This window comes from Bradyrhizobium lablabi, assembly GCF_018131005.1.
In the GTDB taxonomy this organism is placed as follows: domain Bacteria; phylum Pseudomonadota; class Alphaproteobacteria; order Rhizobiales; family Xanthobacteraceae; genus Bradyrhizobium; species Bradyrhizobium lablabi_D.
The window spans coordinates 46397-66388 of sequence record NZ_JAFCJK010000014.1; the positions used below are offsets into that span (position 1 = coordinate 46397).

At 62.5% G+C, this 19992-nt stretch carries 13 protein-coding genes; 4 read left to right on the plus strand and 9 right to left on the minus strand.

Going from position 1 to position 19992, the window contains the following annotated elements; translation table 11 throughout:
* Nucleotides 1–21 precede the first annotated feature (21 nt).
* The 6 genes from JQ553_RS30820 to JQ553_RS30845 are packed head-to-tail and all read right to left on the minus strand — an operon-like array spanning nt 22 to nt 7447.
* The gene (locus JQ553_RS30820; RefSeq protein ID WP_212503829.1) at nt 22–825 is read right to left on the minus strand and encodes an HAD family hydrolase; all 804 of its coding nucleotides are present in this window, start codon (nt 823–825) and stop codon (nt 22–24) included.
* Nucleotides 822–1346: a gluconokinase gene (locus tag JQ553_RS30825; RefSeq protein WP_312015215.1), complete on the minus strand. Its 525-nt coding sequence runs from the start codon at nt 1344–1346 to the stop codon at nt 822–824. The genes JQ553_RS30820 and JQ553_RS30825 overlap by 4 nt, the downstream gene beginning before the upstream one ends.
* A complete protein-coding gene (pgl, locus tag JQ553_RS30830; protein ID WP_212503830.1) occupies nt 1339–2091 on the minus strand; it encodes a 6-phosphogluconolactonase in 753 nt (250 codons plus the stop codon). The genes JQ553_RS30825 and pgl overlap by 8 nt, the downstream gene beginning before the upstream one ends.
* Nucleotides 2092–2093: 2 nt before the next feature.
* A complete protein-coding gene (zwf, locus tag JQ553_RS30835; RefSeq protein ID WP_212503831.1) occupies nt 2094–3602 on the minus strand; it encodes a glucose-6-phosphate dehydrogenase in 1509 nt (502 codons plus the stop codon).
* 2 nt (nt 3603–3604) lie between these two features.
* Nucleotides 3605–4588 (minus strand): phosphogluconate dehydrogenase (NAD(+)-dependent, decarboxylating), encoded by a 984-nt coding sequence (gnd, locus tag JQ553_RS30840; protein ID WP_212503832.1) that lies wholly within the window; start codon nt 4586–4588, stop codon nt 3605–3607.
* A 12-nt stretch (nt 4589–4600) separates the two neighbouring features.
* Nucleotides 4601–7447, minus strand: a complete 2847-nt coding sequence (locus tag JQ553_RS30845) for a bifunctional transaldolase/phosoglucose isomerase (RefSeq protein ID WP_212503833.1) — start codon at nt 7445–7447, stop codon at nt 4601–4603.
* A 1308-nt stretch (nt 7448–8755) separates the two neighbouring features.
* Between JQ553_RS30845 and JQ553_RS30850 the strand changes: the two genes are divergently transcribed.
* From JQ553_RS30850 to JQ553_RS30865, 4 genes are all read left to right on the plus strand, one after another.
* Nucleotides 8756–10699: a PrkA family serine protein kinase gene (locus JQ553_RS30850; protein ID WP_212503834.1), complete on the plus strand. Its 1944-nt coding sequence runs from the start codon at nt 8756–8758 to the stop codon at nt 10697–10699.
* Between the two features lie 137 nt (nt 10700–10836).
* Nucleotides 10837–12108 carry a YeaH/YhbH family protein gene (locus tag JQ553_RS30855; RefSeq protein WP_212503871.1) on the plus strand — a complete coding sequence of 424 codons (1272 nt, stop codon included), beginning with the start codon at nt 10837–10839 and terminating at the stop codon, nt 12106–12108.
* Complete coding sequence (locus JQ553_RS30860; protein WP_212503835.1) at nt 12108–13652, plus strand: SpoVR family protein; 1545 nt, start codon at nt 12108–12110, stop codon at nt 13650–13652. The genes JQ553_RS30855 and JQ553_RS30860 overlap by 1 nt, the downstream gene beginning before the upstream one ends.
* A 239-nt stretch (nt 13653–13891) precedes the next feature.
* Complete coding sequence (locus JQ553_RS30865) at nt 13892–15088, plus strand: ABC transporter substrate-binding protein (protein ID WP_212503836.1); 1197 nt, start codon at nt 13892–13894, stop codon at nt 15086–15088.
* Nucleotides 15089–15181: 93 nt separating this feature from the next.
* Here the strand turns inward: JQ553_RS30865 and JQ553_RS30870 are convergent, their stop codons facing one another.
* Genes JQ553_RS30870 through JQ553_RS30880 form a run of 3 tightly spaced genes read right to left on the minus strand, consistent with a single transcriptional unit; the run spans nt 15182 to nt 19850 of the window.
* Entirely contained in the window at nt 15182–16237 is a 1056-nt protein-coding gene (locus JQ553_RS30870; RefSeq protein WP_212503837.1) for a 2-oxoacid:ferredoxin oxidoreductase subunit beta, read from the minus strand.
* Nucleotides 16234–18081: a 2-oxoacid:acceptor oxidoreductase subunit alpha gene (locus JQ553_RS30875; RefSeq protein ID WP_212503838.1), complete on the minus strand. Its 1848-nt coding sequence runs from the start codon at nt 18079–18081 to the stop codon at nt 16234–16236. Before JQ553_RS30875 ends, JQ553_RS30870 begins: the two co-directional genes overlap by 4 nt.
* Entirely contained in the window at nt 18051–19850 is a 1800-nt protein-coding gene (locus tag JQ553_RS30880; protein WP_212503839.1) for an FAD-dependent oxidoreductase, read from the minus strand. Before JQ553_RS30880 ends, JQ553_RS30875 begins: the two co-directional genes overlap by 31 nt.
* Nucleotides 19851–19992: the final 142 nt, after the last annotated feature.

A 19992-nucleotide genomic window follows, 5' to 3' on the forward strand; every position in this document is an offset into this window, starting at 1 on the left:
GATTCCGCCGGCAATACCGGTTCATCGGAGCTGCAGCACCGCTTCCATGGCGCGGGCGAACCCGTCGCGCTCGTTGGTGTCGGTCACGTGGGTTGCACGGGCCTTGACGTCGTCGCTCGCATTGCCCATCGCGAAGGAGGTGCCGCTCTTCGCGAACATTGCGAGATCGTTCTGCATGTCGCCGATTGTGGCGACGTTTTGCAGGGACACGCCGAGGCGTCTCGCGGTCGCCTCGACGAAGGTGCCCTTGTCGTGGCCGGGCGGTGTGACGTCGAGGTAATAGGTCTGGGACCGAACTGCCAAGGCCTCGCTGCCGACGGCCTGCCTCACCACAGCCTCGCAGCCCTGCAGCAGGGCCGCATCCGAGCTCGCACCGACGATCTTGCACGCCTTGTCGAGATATGGCGCGAAATCCGTGACGATGGTCGGATCGTGTTTGATCGTGCGCTGCTCGTGGGCGACATATTCGCCATCGCGATTTCGTGTCAGCCAGCGATCGTTGGTGAAGAGCCAGATGTCGACGCCGTGGTCGCGGAGAATCTCGATGCTGCGCTGTGCCGCGGCGGGCGGGATGAGGTGCTGCTCGATAGGCCTCAACTGCGGATCGACGATCGAGCTGCCGTTGAAGGCGCCGATGGGCAGCTCGATCGACAGCGGCTCGATCAGGAAATCCATCCCGATCGTCGGCCGGCTGGAAACGATCGTGAAGCCGATGCCCGCCTCGTGCAGCTTGCCGACCGCCGCCCTCGCGCCGTCGGTGAGGATCTTGTCCTTGGTCAGGAGTGTGCCGTCGACGTCGGACACGACAAGGGCGATGCGGGTCATGGGCGATCCAGGTCCAGTTGACTGAAAATGTTGTCCACGATGGTCTCGACCGTTCGGTCGATCGCAACTGTTATCGCGCGTTCATCCGCGGCCGGCGGCTCCAGCGTCCGGAACTGGCTGGTCAGCAGGCCAGACGGCATGAAATGACCTCTGCGCGAGGCGAGGCGCGCGGCAATCAGATGCTGCGTTCCATCGAGGAAAATGATGCGGACATCGTCGCGGCCATGCACGAGGATGTCGCGATAGGCGCGCTTGAGCGCCGAGCAGGCGATCACGGCGCGTTCATGCGCAGCGCAGGTCCGGTCGATCTCGGCGGCTATCGCCCGCAGCCAGGGCCAGCGGTCCTCGTCGGTGAGTGGCTGGCCGGCGCTCATCTTGGCGACATTGCTTGCGGGATGAAATTTGTCGCCGTCTTCGTAACGCCAGCCCAGCCGGACCGCGAGACGCCCGGCGATGGTGCTCTTGCCCGAGCCGGAGACGCCCATCACGACCAGCGCGCAGGGGCTTTCCCTGTCACCCACGAAAATCCTCCGGCAGCGCGGCCTGATCGACGAGCCAGACAGTTTCGCCCTGCGATCGCGCGCGGTTCGCCGGCAGATTCTCGCCGGCGAGCAGGCGCGTCAAGATCGCGCGCTTCGCGGGACCGGAGATTTCGAACAGCATCTCGCTGCAAGAAGCAAGCGCGCGCAAGGTCAGCGTAACGCGCGGCACGAAAGGCTCGACATTGGCCTTGGGCACACCGACCGCCCAGTGCGCGGTCTCCTCGATCGCGGGATAACCGGGAAACAACGAGGCAGTGTGACCGTCTGGACCAATGCCCATCAAGACGAGATCGAACAGCGGGCGCGCGGGATCCAAGCGCCCAGCGCCGTAGAAGATCTTCAACTCGTGTTCGTAGAGCGCCGCGCTCTTGTCGGGATCGTTGAGATCGGCCGTATCGGTCGCGATCGGGTGAACGTTTGCAACCGGCGCGCACTGGTTCAGGAACGCCCGCCGCGCCATGCTCATGTTGTGCAGTGGGTCGTCGGGCGGCACGAGGCGTTCGTCGCCGATGAACCAGTGCACGCGATCCCAGGCGATCCTGCGCCGGCAGGCGTCGGTTGCGAGCAGCTGGTAGAGCGCCTTGGGGCTCGATCCGCCGGTGAGGCAGATCGCGATCCGGGCGTCGTTTCGGGCGATCCGCGCGATCAGCCGCTCGGCGGCCGTCTCAGCCAACGCCGCCGGATCGGCGACGGTGATGATCTTGCGCTCGTCGCTCCCTGTCATCGTCAGCCAAACTTTCGCCAGCTTCGGCCATCGCGGGTCAGCAACGCGTTGGCGGCTTCGGGGCCTTCGCAGCCCGCCTTGTAGGGCTGCAGGCCGCGCCCGCCGGCGTTCTTCCAGGCGTCGAGGAATGGCTGCACCGCCTGCCAGCCGGCTTCGACGCTGTCGGCGCGCTGGAACAGGATGTTGTCGCCGATCATGCAGTCGTAGATCAGCGTCTCGTAGCCGGTCGACGGCTCGGCCTTGAAGTAGTCCTTGTAGCGAAACTTCATCTCGACGCCGTCGATGTTGATGGTCGGGCCCGGCACCTTGGTGTTGAACTGCAGCTCGATGCCTTCGGTCGGTTCGGTCGAGATAACAAGGTAGTTCTGCGAGAGACGGTCGACCGGCGTGTCGCGGAACATCGCGAACGGCGCCTGCTTGAACTTGATCGCGATCTCGGTACGCTTGACTGCGAGCGCCTTGCCGGTGCGCAGGTAAAACGGCACGCCTGCCCAGCGCCAATTGTCGATGGTCAGCTTCAGCGCGGCATAGGTTTCGGTTGTGCTGCCAGGCCTGACGTCAGGCGTCTTGAGATATTCCTCGATTTCGGTGTCCCCGACCCTGCCGCGGCAATACTGGCCGCGCACCGAATTGTACAGCGCCTCCTGCTCGCTCTGGATCTGGATCGCGCTGAGCACCTCGGCCTTTTCCGTGCGCACGGCATGCGCATCGAAGCGCGCCGGCGGCTCCATCGTGACCAGCGACAACAGCTGAAACAGATGATTTGGCACCATGTCGCGCAGCGCGCCGGTGGCATCGTAGAAGCTGCCACGGTGGCCGACGCCGAGCTTTTCATCGACCGTGATCTGCACATGATCGATATGGTTGCGATTCCAGATCGGCTCGAACATGCCGTTGGCGAAACGCAGCACCAGGATGTTCTGGACGGTTTCCTTGCCGAGATAATGATCGATCCGGTAAATCTGGTGCTCGTCGACCAGCTTCAACAGCGCGGTGTTGAGCGCCTTTGCCGATGCGAGATCGGTACCGAACGGCTTCTCGACCACGAGCCGCCGCCACGCGCCGTTCTCGGCCAGCATGCCGGTACGGGCGAGCTGCTTGCTGATCGGCAGAAAGGCGCCCGGCGGCGTCGCGAGATAGAACAGGCGATTGCCGCCGGTGTTGCGTGCGGCCTCGAGCCTTTCGAGGCGCTCGTTCATCGCGTCGAACGAGGCGGGATCGCTCGGATCGGCCTCAACCGCGGTGACGCATTCGAACAGACGTTTGGCGACCGCCTCGTCCACCGGGCGCGTCGCGAATTTGCGCAGGCCCCGCATCAGGCTGTCGGACATCTCTGCGCTCGCCATTCCCTTGCGGGCGATGCCGACCACGCAGAACCGCTCCGGCAACAGGTTCGCGGCAGCAAGGTTGTAGAGGGCCGGGATCACCAGCCGGTGCGCGAGGTCGCCGGTGGCGCCGAAGATGATGAAAGAGCAGGGATCAGGTTTCATCTGCACGTGAGCATTCGCCATTCTCACACCTTCTTGGGCGGCTCCTTGTGGCCGCCAAAGCCAGCGCGCATCGCCGAGAGGATCTTTTCCGCGAAGGTATGATCCTTGCGCGAGCGGAAACGCGCGAACAGGGCCGCCGTCAGCACTTCGGCCGGAACAGCCTCATCGACCGCGGCATTGACGGTCCAGCGGCCTTCGCCGGAATCCTCGACAAAGCCGGAGTAATTGTCGAGCGTATGGTTCGCCGCCAGCGCCGACGCCGTGAGGTCGAGCAGCCAGGACGGGATCACGCTGCCGCGTCGCCACACCTCGGCGATGTCGGCGATATCGAGATTGAAGCGGTGATCCGGCGGCAGCGCCTCGGTGCTTGCGTTCTTGAGAATGTCAAAGCCCTCGGCGTAGGCCTGCATCAGGCCATACTCGATGCCGTTGTGGATCATCTTGACGAAATGCCCGGCTCCGACCGGCCCGGCGTGGATGTAGCCCTGCTCGATCCTGACATCGCGCCCCTCGCGGCCGGGCGTGCGCGGGATGTCGCCGATGCCGGGCGCGAGCGCCTTGAAGATCGGGTCGAGGCGGTCGACAACCACCTTTTCGCCGCCGATCATCATGCAATAACCGCGCTCGATGCCCCAGATGCCGCCGCTGGTACCGACATCGACATAATGCAGCCCGCGCTCTTTCAGCGCCTTGCCGCGGCGGACGTCGTCCTGCCAGAACGTATTGCCACCGTCGATGATGACATCGCCGGGTTGCATCAATTTCGAGAGCGCGTCGATGGTCGCTTCCGTGATCTTGCCGGCAGGCAGCATCACCCAGGCGGTGCGCGGCGCCTCCAGCTTGAGGACAAAATCCTCAAGTGACGAGGAGCCCGCGGCCTTGTCGGCGGCAAGCGCCGCGACCGACTCGGGATCCTTGTCGTAGACTACTGTGGTGTGGCCGTGCTTCATCAACCGGCGGACGATGTTGCCGCCCATTCGTCCCAGGCCGATCATGCCAAGTTGCATCGGACGGCTCCTTCAGTTCAGCGCGGCCGTTATCGCGGCGTCGAGCGCCGCGAGGCCGGAGGCCAGATCACCCTTGAGATGGACGCGAAGCGCGCGCCGGCCGCGCTCGGTCAACACGTCGAAATCGCCGCGCGCCTGCGCTGCCTTGATCACGCCGAAGCTCGCCTTCTGGCCCGGCACCGGCAGATCCTGCTCATCGTCGGCCGTCACCTGCAGGAAGACGCCGCTGTCGGGCCCGCCCTTGTAGGCCTGCCCGGTCGAATGCAGGAAGCGCGGGCCGAACTCGGCGCAGGTCGCAAGGTGTCGCGCGTCGCGTACCTTGAGCCGCATCGCCTGCATGGCATCGATCGTGTCGCCGTCGCGCTCGATATAGGCGAGCAGGGCGACGTAGTCGCCGCGGCCGGAGCGCGCGAGGTGCGCCTTGATCCATGAATTGAGATCGCCATTGGCGCCGGCCTTGCGCAACTCGTTCGCGTTCTGGCCATCCGTGTAGAGATCGGCCCCGGCCGACGAGACCACCGGTGTCTCGGACGGGAGCTCGCCGGTCTTCTCGAATGCGGCCGTGAGCTCACGCGTCTTGATCTTGGCGGCTTCGACGTCTGGCTGGTTGAACGGGTTGATGCCGAGGATCGCGCCGGCCACCGCGGTCGCGATCTCGAAGCGGAAGAATTCCTGACCGATATGGTCGATCGTCTTCATCACGATGCGGGCCACGGGATGGCCGGCGGCCTCGAGCGCGGCGAGTTTTGCCTCGTGCGCGGTATCCTCCTCGCCCTCGGTGCGCAGGTCTATGAAGAAGCGGTCGTTGCCGTAGACCGAAGGCTCGCCGATGGTTTCGCCGTCGATCGGGATCAGGCCCTTGCCGTCCTTGCCGGTCGATTCCGCGATCAGTTGCTCGGCCCAGGCCCCGAAATCGTCGATCTTGGCCGAGGAGAAGATCGTCACCTTGTCGCGGCCCTCGAGGCCGGCGATGCCCATTGCGAGGCCGAGCTGCACGCCGGGATTTTGATGTGGCGGCACGTCTGCGCCGCAGGAGCGCACCATCGACAGCGCGTGATGGATGAGGCTGCGGACATCGATGCCCGCGGCTGCCGCCGGCACCAGGCCGAACGGCGACAGCACGGAATAGCGGCCGCCGATCGTCGGATCGCCATAGAAGATGCGGGCGAAGCCCTGTTTGATTGCGGTCTTCTGCAGCGAGGAGCCGGGGTCGGTCACCGCGATGAAGCGGTGGCCGGCCTTGTCCTTGCCGATCGCTTGGGCGACACGATCGAAGAAGTAATCCTTCATCACGTTCGGCTCGGTGGTGCCGCCGGACTTGCTGGAGACGATGAACAGCGTCCTGGTGATATCGACATACTCTTCCATCGCGCGCACCTGTGCCGGATCGGTGGAGTCGAGCACGTGCAGCTTCGGGAAGCCAGCCTTGTGCGGGAAGGTTTCGGCCAGCACCTCTGGCCCGAGGCTCGATCCGCCCATGCCGAGCACGACGGCGTCGGTAAAACTCTGCCCCTTCACCCGGTTGGCGAAATCCTCGTAGTCGGCGACATCGGCGGTAGCAGCGCTTGTCAGCCAGCCCAGCCATTTGTTCTCGTCGTCACCGGTCCAGACCGACTTGTCCTTCTGCCAGAGCCTTCGGATCCTGGCGGAGGCACGCCATTCCTCGGCGCTCTTCTCGACCGCCTTCTCGATGGTCGCGCCAAGCGCAAGCTTCTGGCGGTCAATTCCACCGCCGAGCGAGGTCGCGCGCTTGTGGGCGACCGCGCCATAGAGCTTGTCGGCGGCGTCGGCGAACAGCTTGACGCCATCCTTCACGAGCTCCGCAGTAATCGCGTCGAGCGAGACGCCGGATCTATCCAGTTCGTCGAGCACGCGCCGGGCGTCGTCGACGTTCTCTTCGAGGCTGTCGCGCACCTTGCCGTGGTCGCGGAACGCATCCAGCGTCGCCGGCGGCACCGTGTTGACGGTGTTGGGCCCGATCAGCTCCTCGACATAGAGCACGTCGCTGTAGTCCTTGTTCTTGGTGCCGGTGGAGGCCCACAGCAGCCGCTGCGGCCTGGCGCCCTTGGCCTTGAGCTTGTCCCAGCGCGCACCGGCGAACAGGCGTTTGTAATCCTGGTAGGCCAGCTTCGCGTTCGCAATCGCAACCTTGCCCTTCAGCGCCGCCAACCGCTCCTTTTCCGTGGGGTCGTTGGCCTTGGCGATCTTCTCGTCGAGCTGCTTGTCCACCGCGCTGTCGATGCGGCTGACGAAGAAGCTCGCGACACTTGCGACGTGGCTGGGGTCGCCGCCCTTGGCTACGTATTTTTCCAGGCCCTTCAGATAGGCCTCAGCGACCTCGCGATAAACGGCTTGCGAAAATAGCAGGGTGATATTGATGCTGATGCCTTCGCCGATCAGAGCTTCGATCGCGGGCAGCCCTTCCGGCGTCGCCGGCACCTTCACCATCAGGTTCTTGCGGTGCACGCTCTTCCAGAGCCGCTGGGCCTCGGCGATGGTGCCCTTGGTGTCCATGGCGAGATAGGGTGACACTTCGAGGCTGACGAAGCCGTCGCCTCCCTTGGTCCCGTCATAGACCGGGCGCAGCACGTCCGCTGCGGCCTGGATGTCCTCGACCGCGAGATGCTCGAACAGGTCGGCGACGGAGCGGTCGCCGTGCTTCAACGCGCCGGAGATCGCGCCGTCATATTCATCCGAGCTGCCGATCGTCTTCTCGAAGATCGAGGGATTCGACGTGACGCCTTTGACGCCGTCAGTCTCGATCAGCTTCTTAAGGTCACCGTCCGCGACGAAGCCGCGGGCCAGGAAATCCAGCCAGACCGCCTGGCCGTGGTTTTCAAGTGCTTTGACGGGGTTCATGGATGCCTGTTCTTGTTCTGTCGGGGTCGATTTTTCAGTTCCCGGTGCCGTCTTCCGGGTGTCGGCGGGTAGTCAAAACGGGCAGGCGCCCGGCGGCATATCGGCATTCGCAAGCGATAACGCCAGGCACAACAGTTCGATCCCGGGACGCCACCCAAGGAAGCGTGATCTCAGTACATTTTTATGACGCGTCGCGAACTCGTGTTCACGGTCGCAGATGTAATTAGCCGTGCGCCTGCGGCCAAGTGACCCTGACCGCCTGCTCGGCGCCGAGAAGGCGGAACACCGATCGCCGAGAATGCGCCCACTACAGGGCTGCGCCGGTGCATTGTGATATGCCGGTGCATTCCATCTTCCTATTTATTATTTATTCTGGTGTTGTGACGAAAGCCTATCACTTGTGGCAGAGCGCCGCGAGTTCTTTATGGCCAGTCACAGGCTCGGCGCATTCGCCCCAACCGCGTGATCGACGCGATAGACCTTGTCATCGGCGACGAGCGCGTCGTTCGCCTTCGCCACCGGGGAATTTCGATTGCAGGCAGTGATGCATTCAAGCAGCCCTCGTCCTTGAATGCCGTCACATTTAAGCCGCCGCAGTCACAATCGTCGCCACCGTCGAAGCACACTTCGTGGCCGGCATGGTTCGCAACGGCACGAGTGCATTAGCCGTTGGAGTGAAAATTCTCGGAACGGTCGCACTGCGCGATGCCTGCCTGTAGCGGTTAGTCGGTGGTGTTGTCCTCCGACTCGTCTTCGTCGTGACCAGCAGCTTCTTTGCGTGACTTTCTGCTGCACGTGACGGTCTTTTAAAAAGGTGGACGATGATCACCGCACATCACGGTTGAGCGACCGATAATGTAGCGCCGGAAGCACGCAGCTTCGCTGCCTTAGTCGCGCCAAAACGCTGCCACGTTCAAGCGCCCCTAAATGTTTGTTCATGCGGCAGGTGAAGGACGCATCTTGACGTCACGGCCGGTTGATCACACATTTTCGGGGAGCCCAAGGCTCACTGCAGGGCGGGGGAGGTTACCCCGCTCGGATGTTCGCCTCGGAGGCCATGACCCCGGTAAACCACGGATGTGGCGGGAGGGCTACAACCGCCAAAAACAGGCCTCCGACAGCGGATATTGGTGAACTATTGAGCTTACTGCTTGTTGATAAGGCAGTGGCTGCACGCGCCGTGCATTGCCGAAGGGAGTCGGTCGAGTGTCCAATGGACGAAGCGTGCCGACGCTGATTCGATCCTAGGACGCTCTGGTTACGACTCGCTTCAGTCGTGCGGCGATACATATCGTGGAGAATGGGATCATGTACAACGATTCTTTGTTCAACGCCTTTGCCAGGTCGTTTGAAGCGCGAAGTCAGACCGACATGTCGATGGCTGAGTATCTGGAGTCGTGTCGAAGCGATCCGATGCGATATGCGAATGCGGCCGAGCGGTTGCTAGCAGCGATCGGAGAGCCTCACATGATCGACACGGCCAAGGACCCTCGCCTTGGCCGTATCTTTTTGAACCGCACAATCCGCTCCTATCCTGCCTTCTCCGGCTTCTACGGAATGGAAGACACGATCGAGCGCCTCGTCGGCTTCTTCCGCCACGCCGCGCAAGGCCTCGAAGAGCGCAAGCAGATCCTCTATCTGCTCGGGCCGGTCGGCGGCGGCAAGTCGTCGCTCGCCGAGCGCATCAAATCGTTGATGGAGGTTCATCCGATCTACGTGTTGAAGGCCGGCGACGAGTTGAGCCCGGTGTTCGAGAGCCCGCTCGGGCTGTTCGATCCGGAAACGCTCGGGCCGATGATCGAGGAGAAGTACGGGATTCCGCGCCGGCGGCTCAGCGGGCTGATGTCTCCATGGGCCTACAAGCGCCTTGAGGCGTTTGGCGGTGATATCTCGCAATTCCGTGTCGCCCGCATCCAGCCGTCGCGGCTGCGCCAGATCGCGGTTGCGAAGACCGAGCCCGGCGACGAGAACAACCAGGACATCTCCTCGCTGGTCGGCAAGGTCGACATCCGCAAGCTCGAGACCTACGCCCAGAACGATCCCGACGCCTATAGCTACTCGGGCGGCCTTAACCGCGCCAATCAGGGCGTGCTCGAGTTCGTCGAGATGTTCAAGGCGCCGATCAAGATGCTGCACCCGTTGCTGACGGCGACGCAGGAGGGCAACTATATCGGCACCGAGAATATCGGCGCGATCCCCTATACCGGCATCATCCTGGCGCACTCCAATGAGGCCGAGTGGCAGAGCTTCAAGACGAACAAGAACAATGAGGCATTCATCGACCGCATCTGCGTCATCAAGGTCCCCTACGTTCTGCGGGTGACCGAGGAGCAGAAGATCTACGAGAAGCTGATCCAGGGCTCCGAGCTTGCCGAGGCGCCCTGCGCGCCGGCGACGCTTGAAACCATGGCGCGCTTTTCGGTGATGTCGCGCCTGCGCAAGCATGAGAACTCGACGCTGTTCGCCAAGATGCGGGTCTATGACGGCGAAAGCCTGAAGGAGTCCGACCCGAAGGCTCGCAGCGTCCAGGAATACAAGGATGCCGCCGGCGTCGACGAAGGCATGGACGGCGTCTCGACCCGCTTCGCCTTCAAGGTGCTGGCTTCGACCTTCAACCACGACACAACCGAGGTCGGCGCCGACGCGGTGCATCTGATGTATGTGCTGGAGCAGTCGATCCGCCGCGAGCAATTGCCTGACGAGGTCGAGAAGCGTTATCTCGAATTCATCAAGGCCGACCTCGTGCCGCGCTATGCGGAGTTCATCGGCAACGAGATCCAGAAGGCCTATCTGGAATCCTATGCCGATTACGGCCAGAACCTGTTCGACCGTTACGTCGACTATGCCGACGCCTGGATCGAGGACCAGGATTTCAAGGATCCCGACACCGGTCAGTTGATGAATCGCGAGCTGCTGAACCAGGAACTGACCAAGATCGAGAAGCCTGCCGGCATCGCCAACCCGAAGGACTTCCGCAACGAGGTCGTCAAGTTCTCGCTGCGGTCGCGGGCGCATAATGGCGGCAAGAACCCGAGCTGGACCTCTTACGAAAAAGTCCGCGATGTGATCGAAAAGCGGATATTCTCGCAAGTCGAGGATCTGCTTCCGGTCATCTCGTTCGGTTCCAAGAAGGATGGCGAGACCGAAAAGAAGCACGGCGAGTTTGTCGCGCGGATGGTGGAGCGCGGTTATACCGAGCGCCAGGTTCGCAGGCTCGTCGAGTGGTACATGCGAGTGAAGCAGGCCGGTTGAGCATGATCCGGAAACAGGAGGCCGGTTTTCCCGCGCCAACGCCGAGGCTTTGGCGGGGGAACCAAGCTCAATCAACCAGATCGTGATGTAATTCATTGTAATCGCATCAAGATCTCCGAGGCGGATGCAACGTGGTCATTCATATCGTCGATCGGCGCCTCAATCCGGGTAGCAAGAGCCTGGAGAACCGCCAGCGCTTCCTGCGCCGCGCCAAGGCGCTGGTTCAGGGAGCAGTGAAGAAATCGTCGCAGGACCGGGACATCAAGGATGTCCTAGAGGGCGGCGAGGTTACAATCCCGCTGGACGGCATGGACGAGCCGCGGTTCCGCCGGGAGGGCGGCACGCGCGACATGGTGCTGCCCGGCAACAAGAAATTCGTCGAGGGCGACTGGCTGCCGCGGCCGAACCAGAGCGGCGGCAAGGGCTCGGGCGCAGGCGAGGGCGACAGCGAGGACGCTTTCAGGTTTGTTTTGAGCCGCGACGAGTTCGTCGACCTGTTCCTCGACGATCTCGAATTGCCAGACCTTGCCAAGCGCAAGCTTGCCGAAACCGAGAGCGAGGGCATCCAGCGCGCCGGCTACGCCACGTCAGGCTCTCCGGCAAACATCTCGATCAGCCGCACCGTGAGCCGCGCCCTGGCGCGGCGTGTTGCACTGCGGCGGCCCAGGCAGGAGGACATCGCCGCTCTCGAGGAGGAAATCGCCAATTGTGAGGACGAGGCGCGGCGCGCCGAACTCCTGGCCCTGCTCGAGGCCCTCAAGGCCAAGGTCAAGCGGATTCCGTTCATCGACCCCATCGACATCCGATATCGCCGCTTCGAGACCGTGCCGAAACCGGTCGCGCAGGCGGTGATGTTCTGCCTGATGGACGTCTCAGGCTCGATGTCCGAGCACATGAAGGATCTCGCCAAGCGGTTCTACATGCTGCTCTACGTGTTCCTGAAGCGGCGCTACAAGCATGTCGAGATCGTGTTCATCCGCCATACCGACCGCGCCGAGGAGGTGGACGAGGAGACCTTCTTCCACGGGCCGGCCTCCGGCGGCACGCTGGTGTCGAGCGCGCTTGTTGCAATGCACGAAATCGTTCGCACCCGCTTCCGCCCGGCAGATTGGAATATCTATGCCGCGCAGGCTTCCGACGGCGACAACATGACGTCCGACAGCGCGCTGACCGGCCATCTCCTGACCGACAAGATTCTGCCGGTCTGCCAGTTTTTCGCCTATCTGGAAGTCGGCGAGGCCGCCAACTACACCTTTGACATGCCGGATTCCTCGCTCTGGACGCTTTATGAGCGGCTGCGCAACGACGGTGTCCCGCTGTCCATGCGCAAGGTCAGCGAGCGCGGCGAGATCTTCCCGGTGTTCCAGGATTTGTTCAAGCGCCGCGGTAAGCAGGAGAGGGTTGCGTGATGGCTTCTACCGGCGACCGGCTGTTCGAGGGTGCCGACTGGGATTTCCATATTCTGCAGCGCGTTCATGACGCCTGCGAGGAGATCGCGCGCTCCGAGCTCGGGCTCGACGTCTATCCCAACCAGATCGAGGTCATCACCGCCGAGCAGATGCTGGACGCCTATTCGTCGGTCGGCATGCCGCTGTTCTACAAGCACTGGTCGTTCGGCAAGCAGTTCGCCTTCCAGGAGGCGTCCTATCGCAAGGGTCTGATGGGCCTCGCCTATGAGATCGTAATCAACTCGTCGCCCTGCATCTCCTACCTGATGGAGGAGAACACCGCGACCATGCAGACGCTGGTGATCGCGCACGCCGCCTTCGGGCACAACCACTTCTTCAAGAACAACTACCTGTTCAAGCAGTGGACCGATGCCGACGGCATCCTCGACTATCTCGAATTCGCCAAGAGCTATCTGGCGATCTGCGAGGAACGCCATGGACACCAGGCCGTCGAGCGGACCGTCGATGCTGCCCACGCGCTGATGTCGCACGGCATCGATCGCTACCCCGGGAAAAAGACGCTTGACCTTCGCGCCGAGGAGAAGCGGGCCGGCCAGCGCCGCAAGCTCGAGGAGGAGATGTTCAACGATTTGTGGCGGACGGTGCCGACCACCAAGGCCAAAACCAAGGCGACCTTGAGCGCGGAGCGCCGCCGCGCCCTGCTCGGGCTGCCGCAGGAGAACATCCTCTATTTCCTGGAAAAGACCGCGCCGCGCCTGCAGCCTTGGCAGCGCGAAATCATCCGCATCGTGCGCCATATCGCGCAGTATTTCTATCCGCAGAGCCAGACCAAGGTGATGAACGAGGGCACCGCGACCTACGTCCATTACCGCATCATGAATCGCCTGCATCGGCAGGGGCGGATCTCCGACGGCAATTTCATCGAATTTCTGCAGTCGCACACCAATGTGGTGTTCCAGCCCGAATTCGACGATCGCCGCTTTTCCGGCTTCAACCCCTACGCGCTCGGCTTTGCGATGATGCAGGATATCGAGCGCATCGTGTCCAACCCTGAGGACGAAGATCGCGAGTGGTTTCCCGACATTGCTGGCAAGGGCGATGTCGAGGGCGTGCTGCGCGAGATCTGGAGCAACTACCGCGACGAAAGCTTCATCGGCCAGTTCCTCAGCCCGGCGTTGATCCGGCGCTTCCGCATGTTCCATCTGCATGACGATCCGGCAGAGAGCGCAGGCATCAAGGTCGATGCCATCCACGACGAGCGCGGCTATCGTCGTGTCAGGCGCGAACTGTCACGTCAATATGACGTCGGCTTCATCGACGCCAATATCGAGGTCGTCGACGTCGATCTCGACGGCGATCGCCGGCTGATGTTGCGCCACACCACGGTGAAGGATGCGCAACTCAACGAGACCGACGCGCGGCGCGTGCTGCAGCACCTCGCCGACCTCTGGAGCTACGACGTCGTGCTGACTGAAGTGGACGGCACCGACAAGGTGCTGAAGGAATACGTCGTCAGTCCGCGCGCGGCTGCGGTCGCGGCCTAATTAGGACGACGCCATCGGCGAGACAGGCGCTGACCGCCGCGCGGAACGCGCGTCTTGCTTGGTGAACCTTCGTGTCTGTCGAAGGCTCACACTATGAACATCAACCCAACATTGGAGCTCTTGGCAGCGCATCGCGTTCCGCGCGCGAACGTGATTGCCGGCATGCGGAATTTCCTGGCAATTGCCTGCGCGGGTGCGATTGATAATGTGCGCCGCGTCAAGAAAACCAAGAAAAGGATATGTCCTTGTCAACTCGCTCTCGCCTGGCAGGCGTTCTCGCCTTCGCTGCGCTCACAGCCGCCTCGATCTCGCCCTCCGCGTCCGCCGATTCCGTGATCAAAATCGGAAACACTGCACCCTACAGCGGCCCGGCGTCGGCCTACGGCACGATCGCGCGTGCCGAAGCCGCGTATTTTCAGATGCTCAACGATCAGGGCGGCATAAATGGCCGCAAGATTGACTTCGAGAGTCTGGACGACGCCTATTCGCCATCCAAAACGGTCGAGCAGACCCGCAAGCTCGTCGAGCAGGACGAGGTGCTCGCGATCTTCAGCGCGGTCGGCACCGCGCCCAATATCTCGGTGCAGAAATATCTGAACATCAAGCACGTGCCCCAGCTTTTCGTCTCCTCGGGGGCGACGCGTTGGAACGATCCGAAACAGTTCCCGTGGACGGTCGGTTTCAATCCGACCTACGAACTCGAAGGCCGGATCTACGCAAAATACATCCTGAAGACCAAGCCGGACGCGAAGATCGCGGTGATCACGCCGAACGAAGACGCCGGCAAGGACTATCTCAAGGGCTTCAAGGACGGCCTTGGCGAGCATGTCGGCCAGATCGTCGCGGAAACCACCTATCTGACGACCGACCCGACCATCGATTCCCAGATGGTGACAATGCGCGAGTCGGGTGCCGACGTGTTCTTCGCCGAAGCCACACCGAAGTTCGCGGCGCAGGCGCTGCGCAAGGCGGCGAGCATGGGCTGGAAGCCGCTGACCATCCTGCCTACCGTCTCCAACTCCGTTTCCGCGGTGCTTGAACCGGCCGGGCTCGAGAATGTCGTCGGCGTCGTGACCGGCCTTTATCTGAAGGATCCGACCGATCCGCGCTGGGCCGACGATCCCGCGCAGAAGGAATTCTCGGCCTGGATGAAGAAGTACCAGCCGAACGCGAGCCCGGGCGATCTCTTCAACGTGCAAGGCTACACCGTTGCGCAGGTGATGACGGCGGTGCTGAAGAACTGCAACGGCGATTACAGCCGCGACAACATCATCAAGCAGGCGACCAATTTGAAGGCGCTCGAACTGCCGATGCTGCTGCCGGGTATCAAGATTCAGACCGAGCCCGACAATGTGACGCCAATCCGGCAAATCCAGATGGCGCGGTTCGACGGCAAGTCCTGGGCGCTGTTCGGCGACGTGCTGAGCGACAAGTGAACCCGGCACTTTGCTGCCCGGGCGTAACGCTTCGTCACGCCCCGGGCGGCAGGTCGTCCGCAATACCCATCGTGCCGCGGCCGCCGGTTTCGGTCACCGCAGGCTGGCGTTAATCTTGTCCAGTGCAGCCGAGCCCGGGCACAGCGCTTGCTCGTCCAGCGTGTTGAGCGGCGTCTCGACGGTGTTGAGATGGGTGTGCAGATCCTCTGCATCAGGATCGACATAGAGCAGCCCAGTGACGATCTGGCCCTTGGCCGCGTGCTTCTGCAGGAAGGTCATCGCCCCCAGCCGGTCATGCGGATCGTAATCGGCATCGAGCTTGCGCAGCGCGAGTCTTGAGCCGTCATGCTGCTCGACCACCTGCACGGTGCCGGGCGCGTAATCGACGCTGATCGGATCGCGCCCGACCAGAACATCCAGCCGGTTCACCGCGTCATTGTGCTCGCGCACATAGTCAAAGCTCTTGGTCGAGCCGGCATGGTTGTTGAAGGCGATGCAAGGGCTGATCACGTCGATGAAGGAGGCGCCCTTGTGGCGGATCGCGGCTGCGATCAGCGGCACCAGCTGGTCCTTGTCGCCGGAGAAGCTGCGCGCCACGAAGGTTGCCCCGAGCTGGAGCGCGATCGCGACGAGGTCGATGGCGTTGTCGGTATTGGTGACGCCCTTTTTCGACTTCGATCCGCGGTCGGCGGTCGCCGAAAACTGGCCCTTGGTCAGGCCGTACACGCCGTTGTTCTCGACGATATAGGTCATGTTGACGCCGCGCCGGATCGAATGCGCGAACTGCCCGAAGCCGATCGAGGCGGAATCGCCGTCGCCGGAGACGCCGAGATAGATCAGCTCGCGGTTGGCGAGGTTGGCGCCGGTCAGGACCGACGGCATGCGGCCATGCACCGAGTTGAAGCCGTGCGAATTGCCGAGGAAATAGTCCGGCGTCTTCGACGAACAGCCGATGCCGGAAATCTTCGCCACCCGATGCGGTTCGATCGAGAGCTCGTAGCAGGCTTCGATGATCGAGGCAGTGATCGAATCGTGGCCGCAGCCGGCGCACAGCGTCGAGATCTTCCCCTCGTAGTCGCGGTGGGTATAGCCCAGCTCGTTCTTCTTGAGGCCAGGATGATGAAACTTCGGTTTTGCAATGTAGGTCATGACACGGCCTTGCGGAGAGGGGTCACCTTGAGATGATCCTGGTGGTCGCCGATCGCGTTCGCGATGAAGCGCGCGGTGATCGGCGCGCCGTCGTAGTGCAGGATCGGCACCAGCCGCACCGGATCGATGCCGTTCTCGTTGACGATCAACTGCCGGAGCTGGGCGTCGCGATTCTGCTCGACCACGTATACGAAGTCGTGATCGGCGACGAAGCTCGCGACGCTGGAGTGGAACGGGAAGGCGCGGATGCGCATACGGTCGAGATGATGACCGCGCGCCTCCAGGATGCCGATCGCCTCGTCCATCGCCGGCGCGGTCGATCCGAAATAGATCACACCGTATTTGGTCGGCTTGCCGGCATTGGCTTGCAGCGGGCGCGGCACCATGTCCTGAGCAGTCTCGAACTTGCGCACCAGGCGTTGCATGTTGTCGGCGTAGACAGCGCCTTCCTCCGAATAACGCGCATAGCGGTCGCGCGAGGTGCCGCGTGTGAAGTACGAGCCCTTGGTCGGATGCGTGCCGGGGTAGGTGCGGAACGGGATGCCGTCGCCGTCGACGTCGAGATAACGCCCGAAGTCGCGGCCTTCCTCCAGCATCTCGGCCGTCATCACCTTGCCGCGATCATACTGCCGTGCATCGTCCCATTTCAGCGGGCGGCACAGCCGGTGGTTCATGCCGATGTCGAGGTCGAGCATCAGGAAGATCGTGGTCTGCAGCCGCTCGGCGAGATCGAAGCAGGCGGCGGCGAATTCGAACGCCTCCGCGGGATCTTCGGGAAACAGCAGCACGTGCTTGGTATCGCCATGGGACGCGTAGGCGCAGGCAATGATGTCGCATTGCTGTGTCCGCGTCGGCATGCCCGTCGAAGGGCCGGCCCGCTGGATATTCATGATCACGGCCGGAATCTCGGCAAAATAGGACAGGCCGATGAACTCGGTCATCAGTGAGATGCCCGGACCCGAGGTCGCGGTGAAGGCCCGTGCGCCGTTCCATGAGGCGCCGATCACGATGCCGATCGAGGCAAGCTCGTCCTCGCCCTGCACGATGGCGTATTTCGCCTTTCCGGTTTCGGGATCGTGGCGGAACTTCTTGCAATGGCTCGTGAATGCTTCCGCAACTGAAGACGACGGCGTGATTGGATACCACGCGCAGACGGTCGCGCCGCCATAGACGGCGCCGAGCGCGGCCGCGCTGTTGCCCTCGATGAAGATGCGGTCGCCGACCCGGTCGGACTTCTTCACCTGCAATCCGATCGGACATTTCAGGTTCTGCAGTGCCCAGTCGCGGCCGAGATGCAGCGCGTGGACGTTGGAGGACAACAACTTCTCCTTGCCCTTGTACTGCTCGCCGATCAGCTGCTCGATCAGCTTGGGATCCATGTCGAGCAGGGCGCAGAGCGCGCCGAGATAAATGATGTTCTTGAAGAGCTGGCGTTGTCGAGGATCGGTATAGGTCGAATTGGTGATCGCGGTCAGCGGCACGCCGATGACGGTGATGTCGTTACGGAACTTCGACGACGGGATCGGCTTGGTCGAATCGTAGAACAGATAGCCGCCCGGCTCGATTCCGGCGACGTCCTTGTCCCAGGTCTGCGGGTTCATCGCGACCATCATGTCGACGCCGCCGCGGGCGCCGAGATGGCCGGCCTCGGTGACGCGCACCTCGTACCAGGTCGGCAGGCCCTGGATGTTGGAGGGGAAGATGTTGCGCGGGCTCACCGGGACGCCGTGGCGCAGGATTGCCCGCGCGAACAGCTCGTTGGCAGAGGCCGATCCCGAGCCGTTGACGTTGGCAAAGCGGACGACGAAGTCGTTTACGCTGCTGATCGGGCTTTTGACTGACATGTTGATCCCGCGTGAACCATATCGATGAGATACTTTTGCATGTCCCAGGCGCCGGTCGGACAGCGTTCGGCACAGAGTCCGCAGTGCAGGCAGACGTCCTCGTCCTTTGCCATGACGCGCCCCGTCTTCAGGCCGTCGGCGATGTAGAGCGCCTGGTCATGATGCGGCGAAGGAGCCTTCAGACGCCGCCGCAGATCATCCTCTTCGCCGTTTTCGGTGAAGGTGATGCAATCCATCGGGCATATGTCGACGCACGCATCACATTCGATGCAGAGAGGCGCGGTAAACACCGTTTGCACGTCGCAGTTCAGGCAGCGCTGCGCCTCGCCGAGCGCGAGCTTGACGTCGTAGCCGAGCTCGACCTCGGCGCGAATGTCCTTCAGCGCGATCACCTTGTCGCGATGTGGCACCTTGAAGCGCTTGTCGGCGGAGATGTCGTTGTCGTAGCTCCACTCATGGATGCCCATCTTTTGGGAGGAGACATGCACCTCCGGCAGCGGGCGTTCGTTGATATCCTCGCCGGACAGCATCCTGTGGATCGAAAGCGCGGCGTCATGGCCATGCGCCACCGCCCAGATGATGTTCTTCGGCCCGAAGGCAGCGTCGCCGCCGAAAAACACCTTCGGATTGGTCGAGACGAACGTTTTGGGATCGACCTTCGGCATGTGCCACTTGTCGAACTCGATGCCGCAATCGGTTTCGATCCAGGGAAATGCATTCTCCTGGCCGACCGCAACCAGCACATCGTCGCAAGCCACGGTCTCATCAGGCTCGCCCGAGGGCACCAGGTTGCGCCGGCCCTTGCCGTCGTATTCGGCCTTCACCTTTTGGAAGGTGACGCCGCTCAGCTTGCCGTTGTCGTGGACGAAGGCGATCGGCACCATGTAGTTCAGGATCGGGATATCCTCGTGCAGGGCATCTTCCTTTTCCCACGGCGAGGCCTTCATTTCCTCGAAGCCGGAGCGGACGATCACCTTGACGCTCTCGCCGCCAAGGCGACGCGCGGTGCGGCAGCAATCCATCGCGGTGTTGCCGCCGCCGAGCACGATGACGCGGCGGCCGATCTTGTCGATGTGGCCGAACGAGACCGACGCCAGCCATTCAATGCCGATATGAACATTCGCAGCCGCTTCCTTGCGGCCTGGAATGTCGAGTTCGCGGCCGCGTGGCGCGCCGGAGCCGACGAAGATCGCGTCATAGTTTGCGGCGAGCAGCTCTTTCAAGCTGTCGATACGATGGCCGCCCTTGAACTCGACGCCGAGGTCAAGGATGTAGTCGGTCTCCTCGTCGATCACCGTGTCGGGCAGGCGGAATTTCGGAATCTGGCTCCGCATCATGCCGCCGGCTTTGGGATCAGCATCGAACACGGTGCAATGATAGCCGAGCGGCACGAGATCGCGCGCCACCGCCAGCGAAGCCGGACCACCGCCGACCAGCGCGATGCGCTTGCCGTTCCTCGGGCCGGGTCTCGGCAGCCGATGCTTGATGTCGTCCTTGAAGTCGGCGGCGACGCGCTTCAGGCGGCAGATCGCGACCGGATTTTCCTCGATCCGTCCGCGGCGGCACGCCGGCTCGCAGGGACGGTCGCAGGTGCGCCCCAGGATTCCCGGGAACACGTTGGATTTCCAATTGATCATGTAGGCGTCGCTGTAACGCCCCTCAGCAATCAACCGGATGTACTCGGGAACTGGCGTGTGTGCGGGACAAGCCCATTGGCAATCGACTACTTTATGAAAGTAGTCCGGCGCCGAGATATCAGTCGGTTTCATTCCTACCTTTGACCCGCGCTAAAAATGCCAGATACGGCGCGGCCTTATTGCTGATTGTGAACGCTCACGCAGCGTTCTTCCGCTTTTCAAATTGCATCATACGCTGATCTTATTAGAGCCGTTCAAGAGAACGCAAAGACAA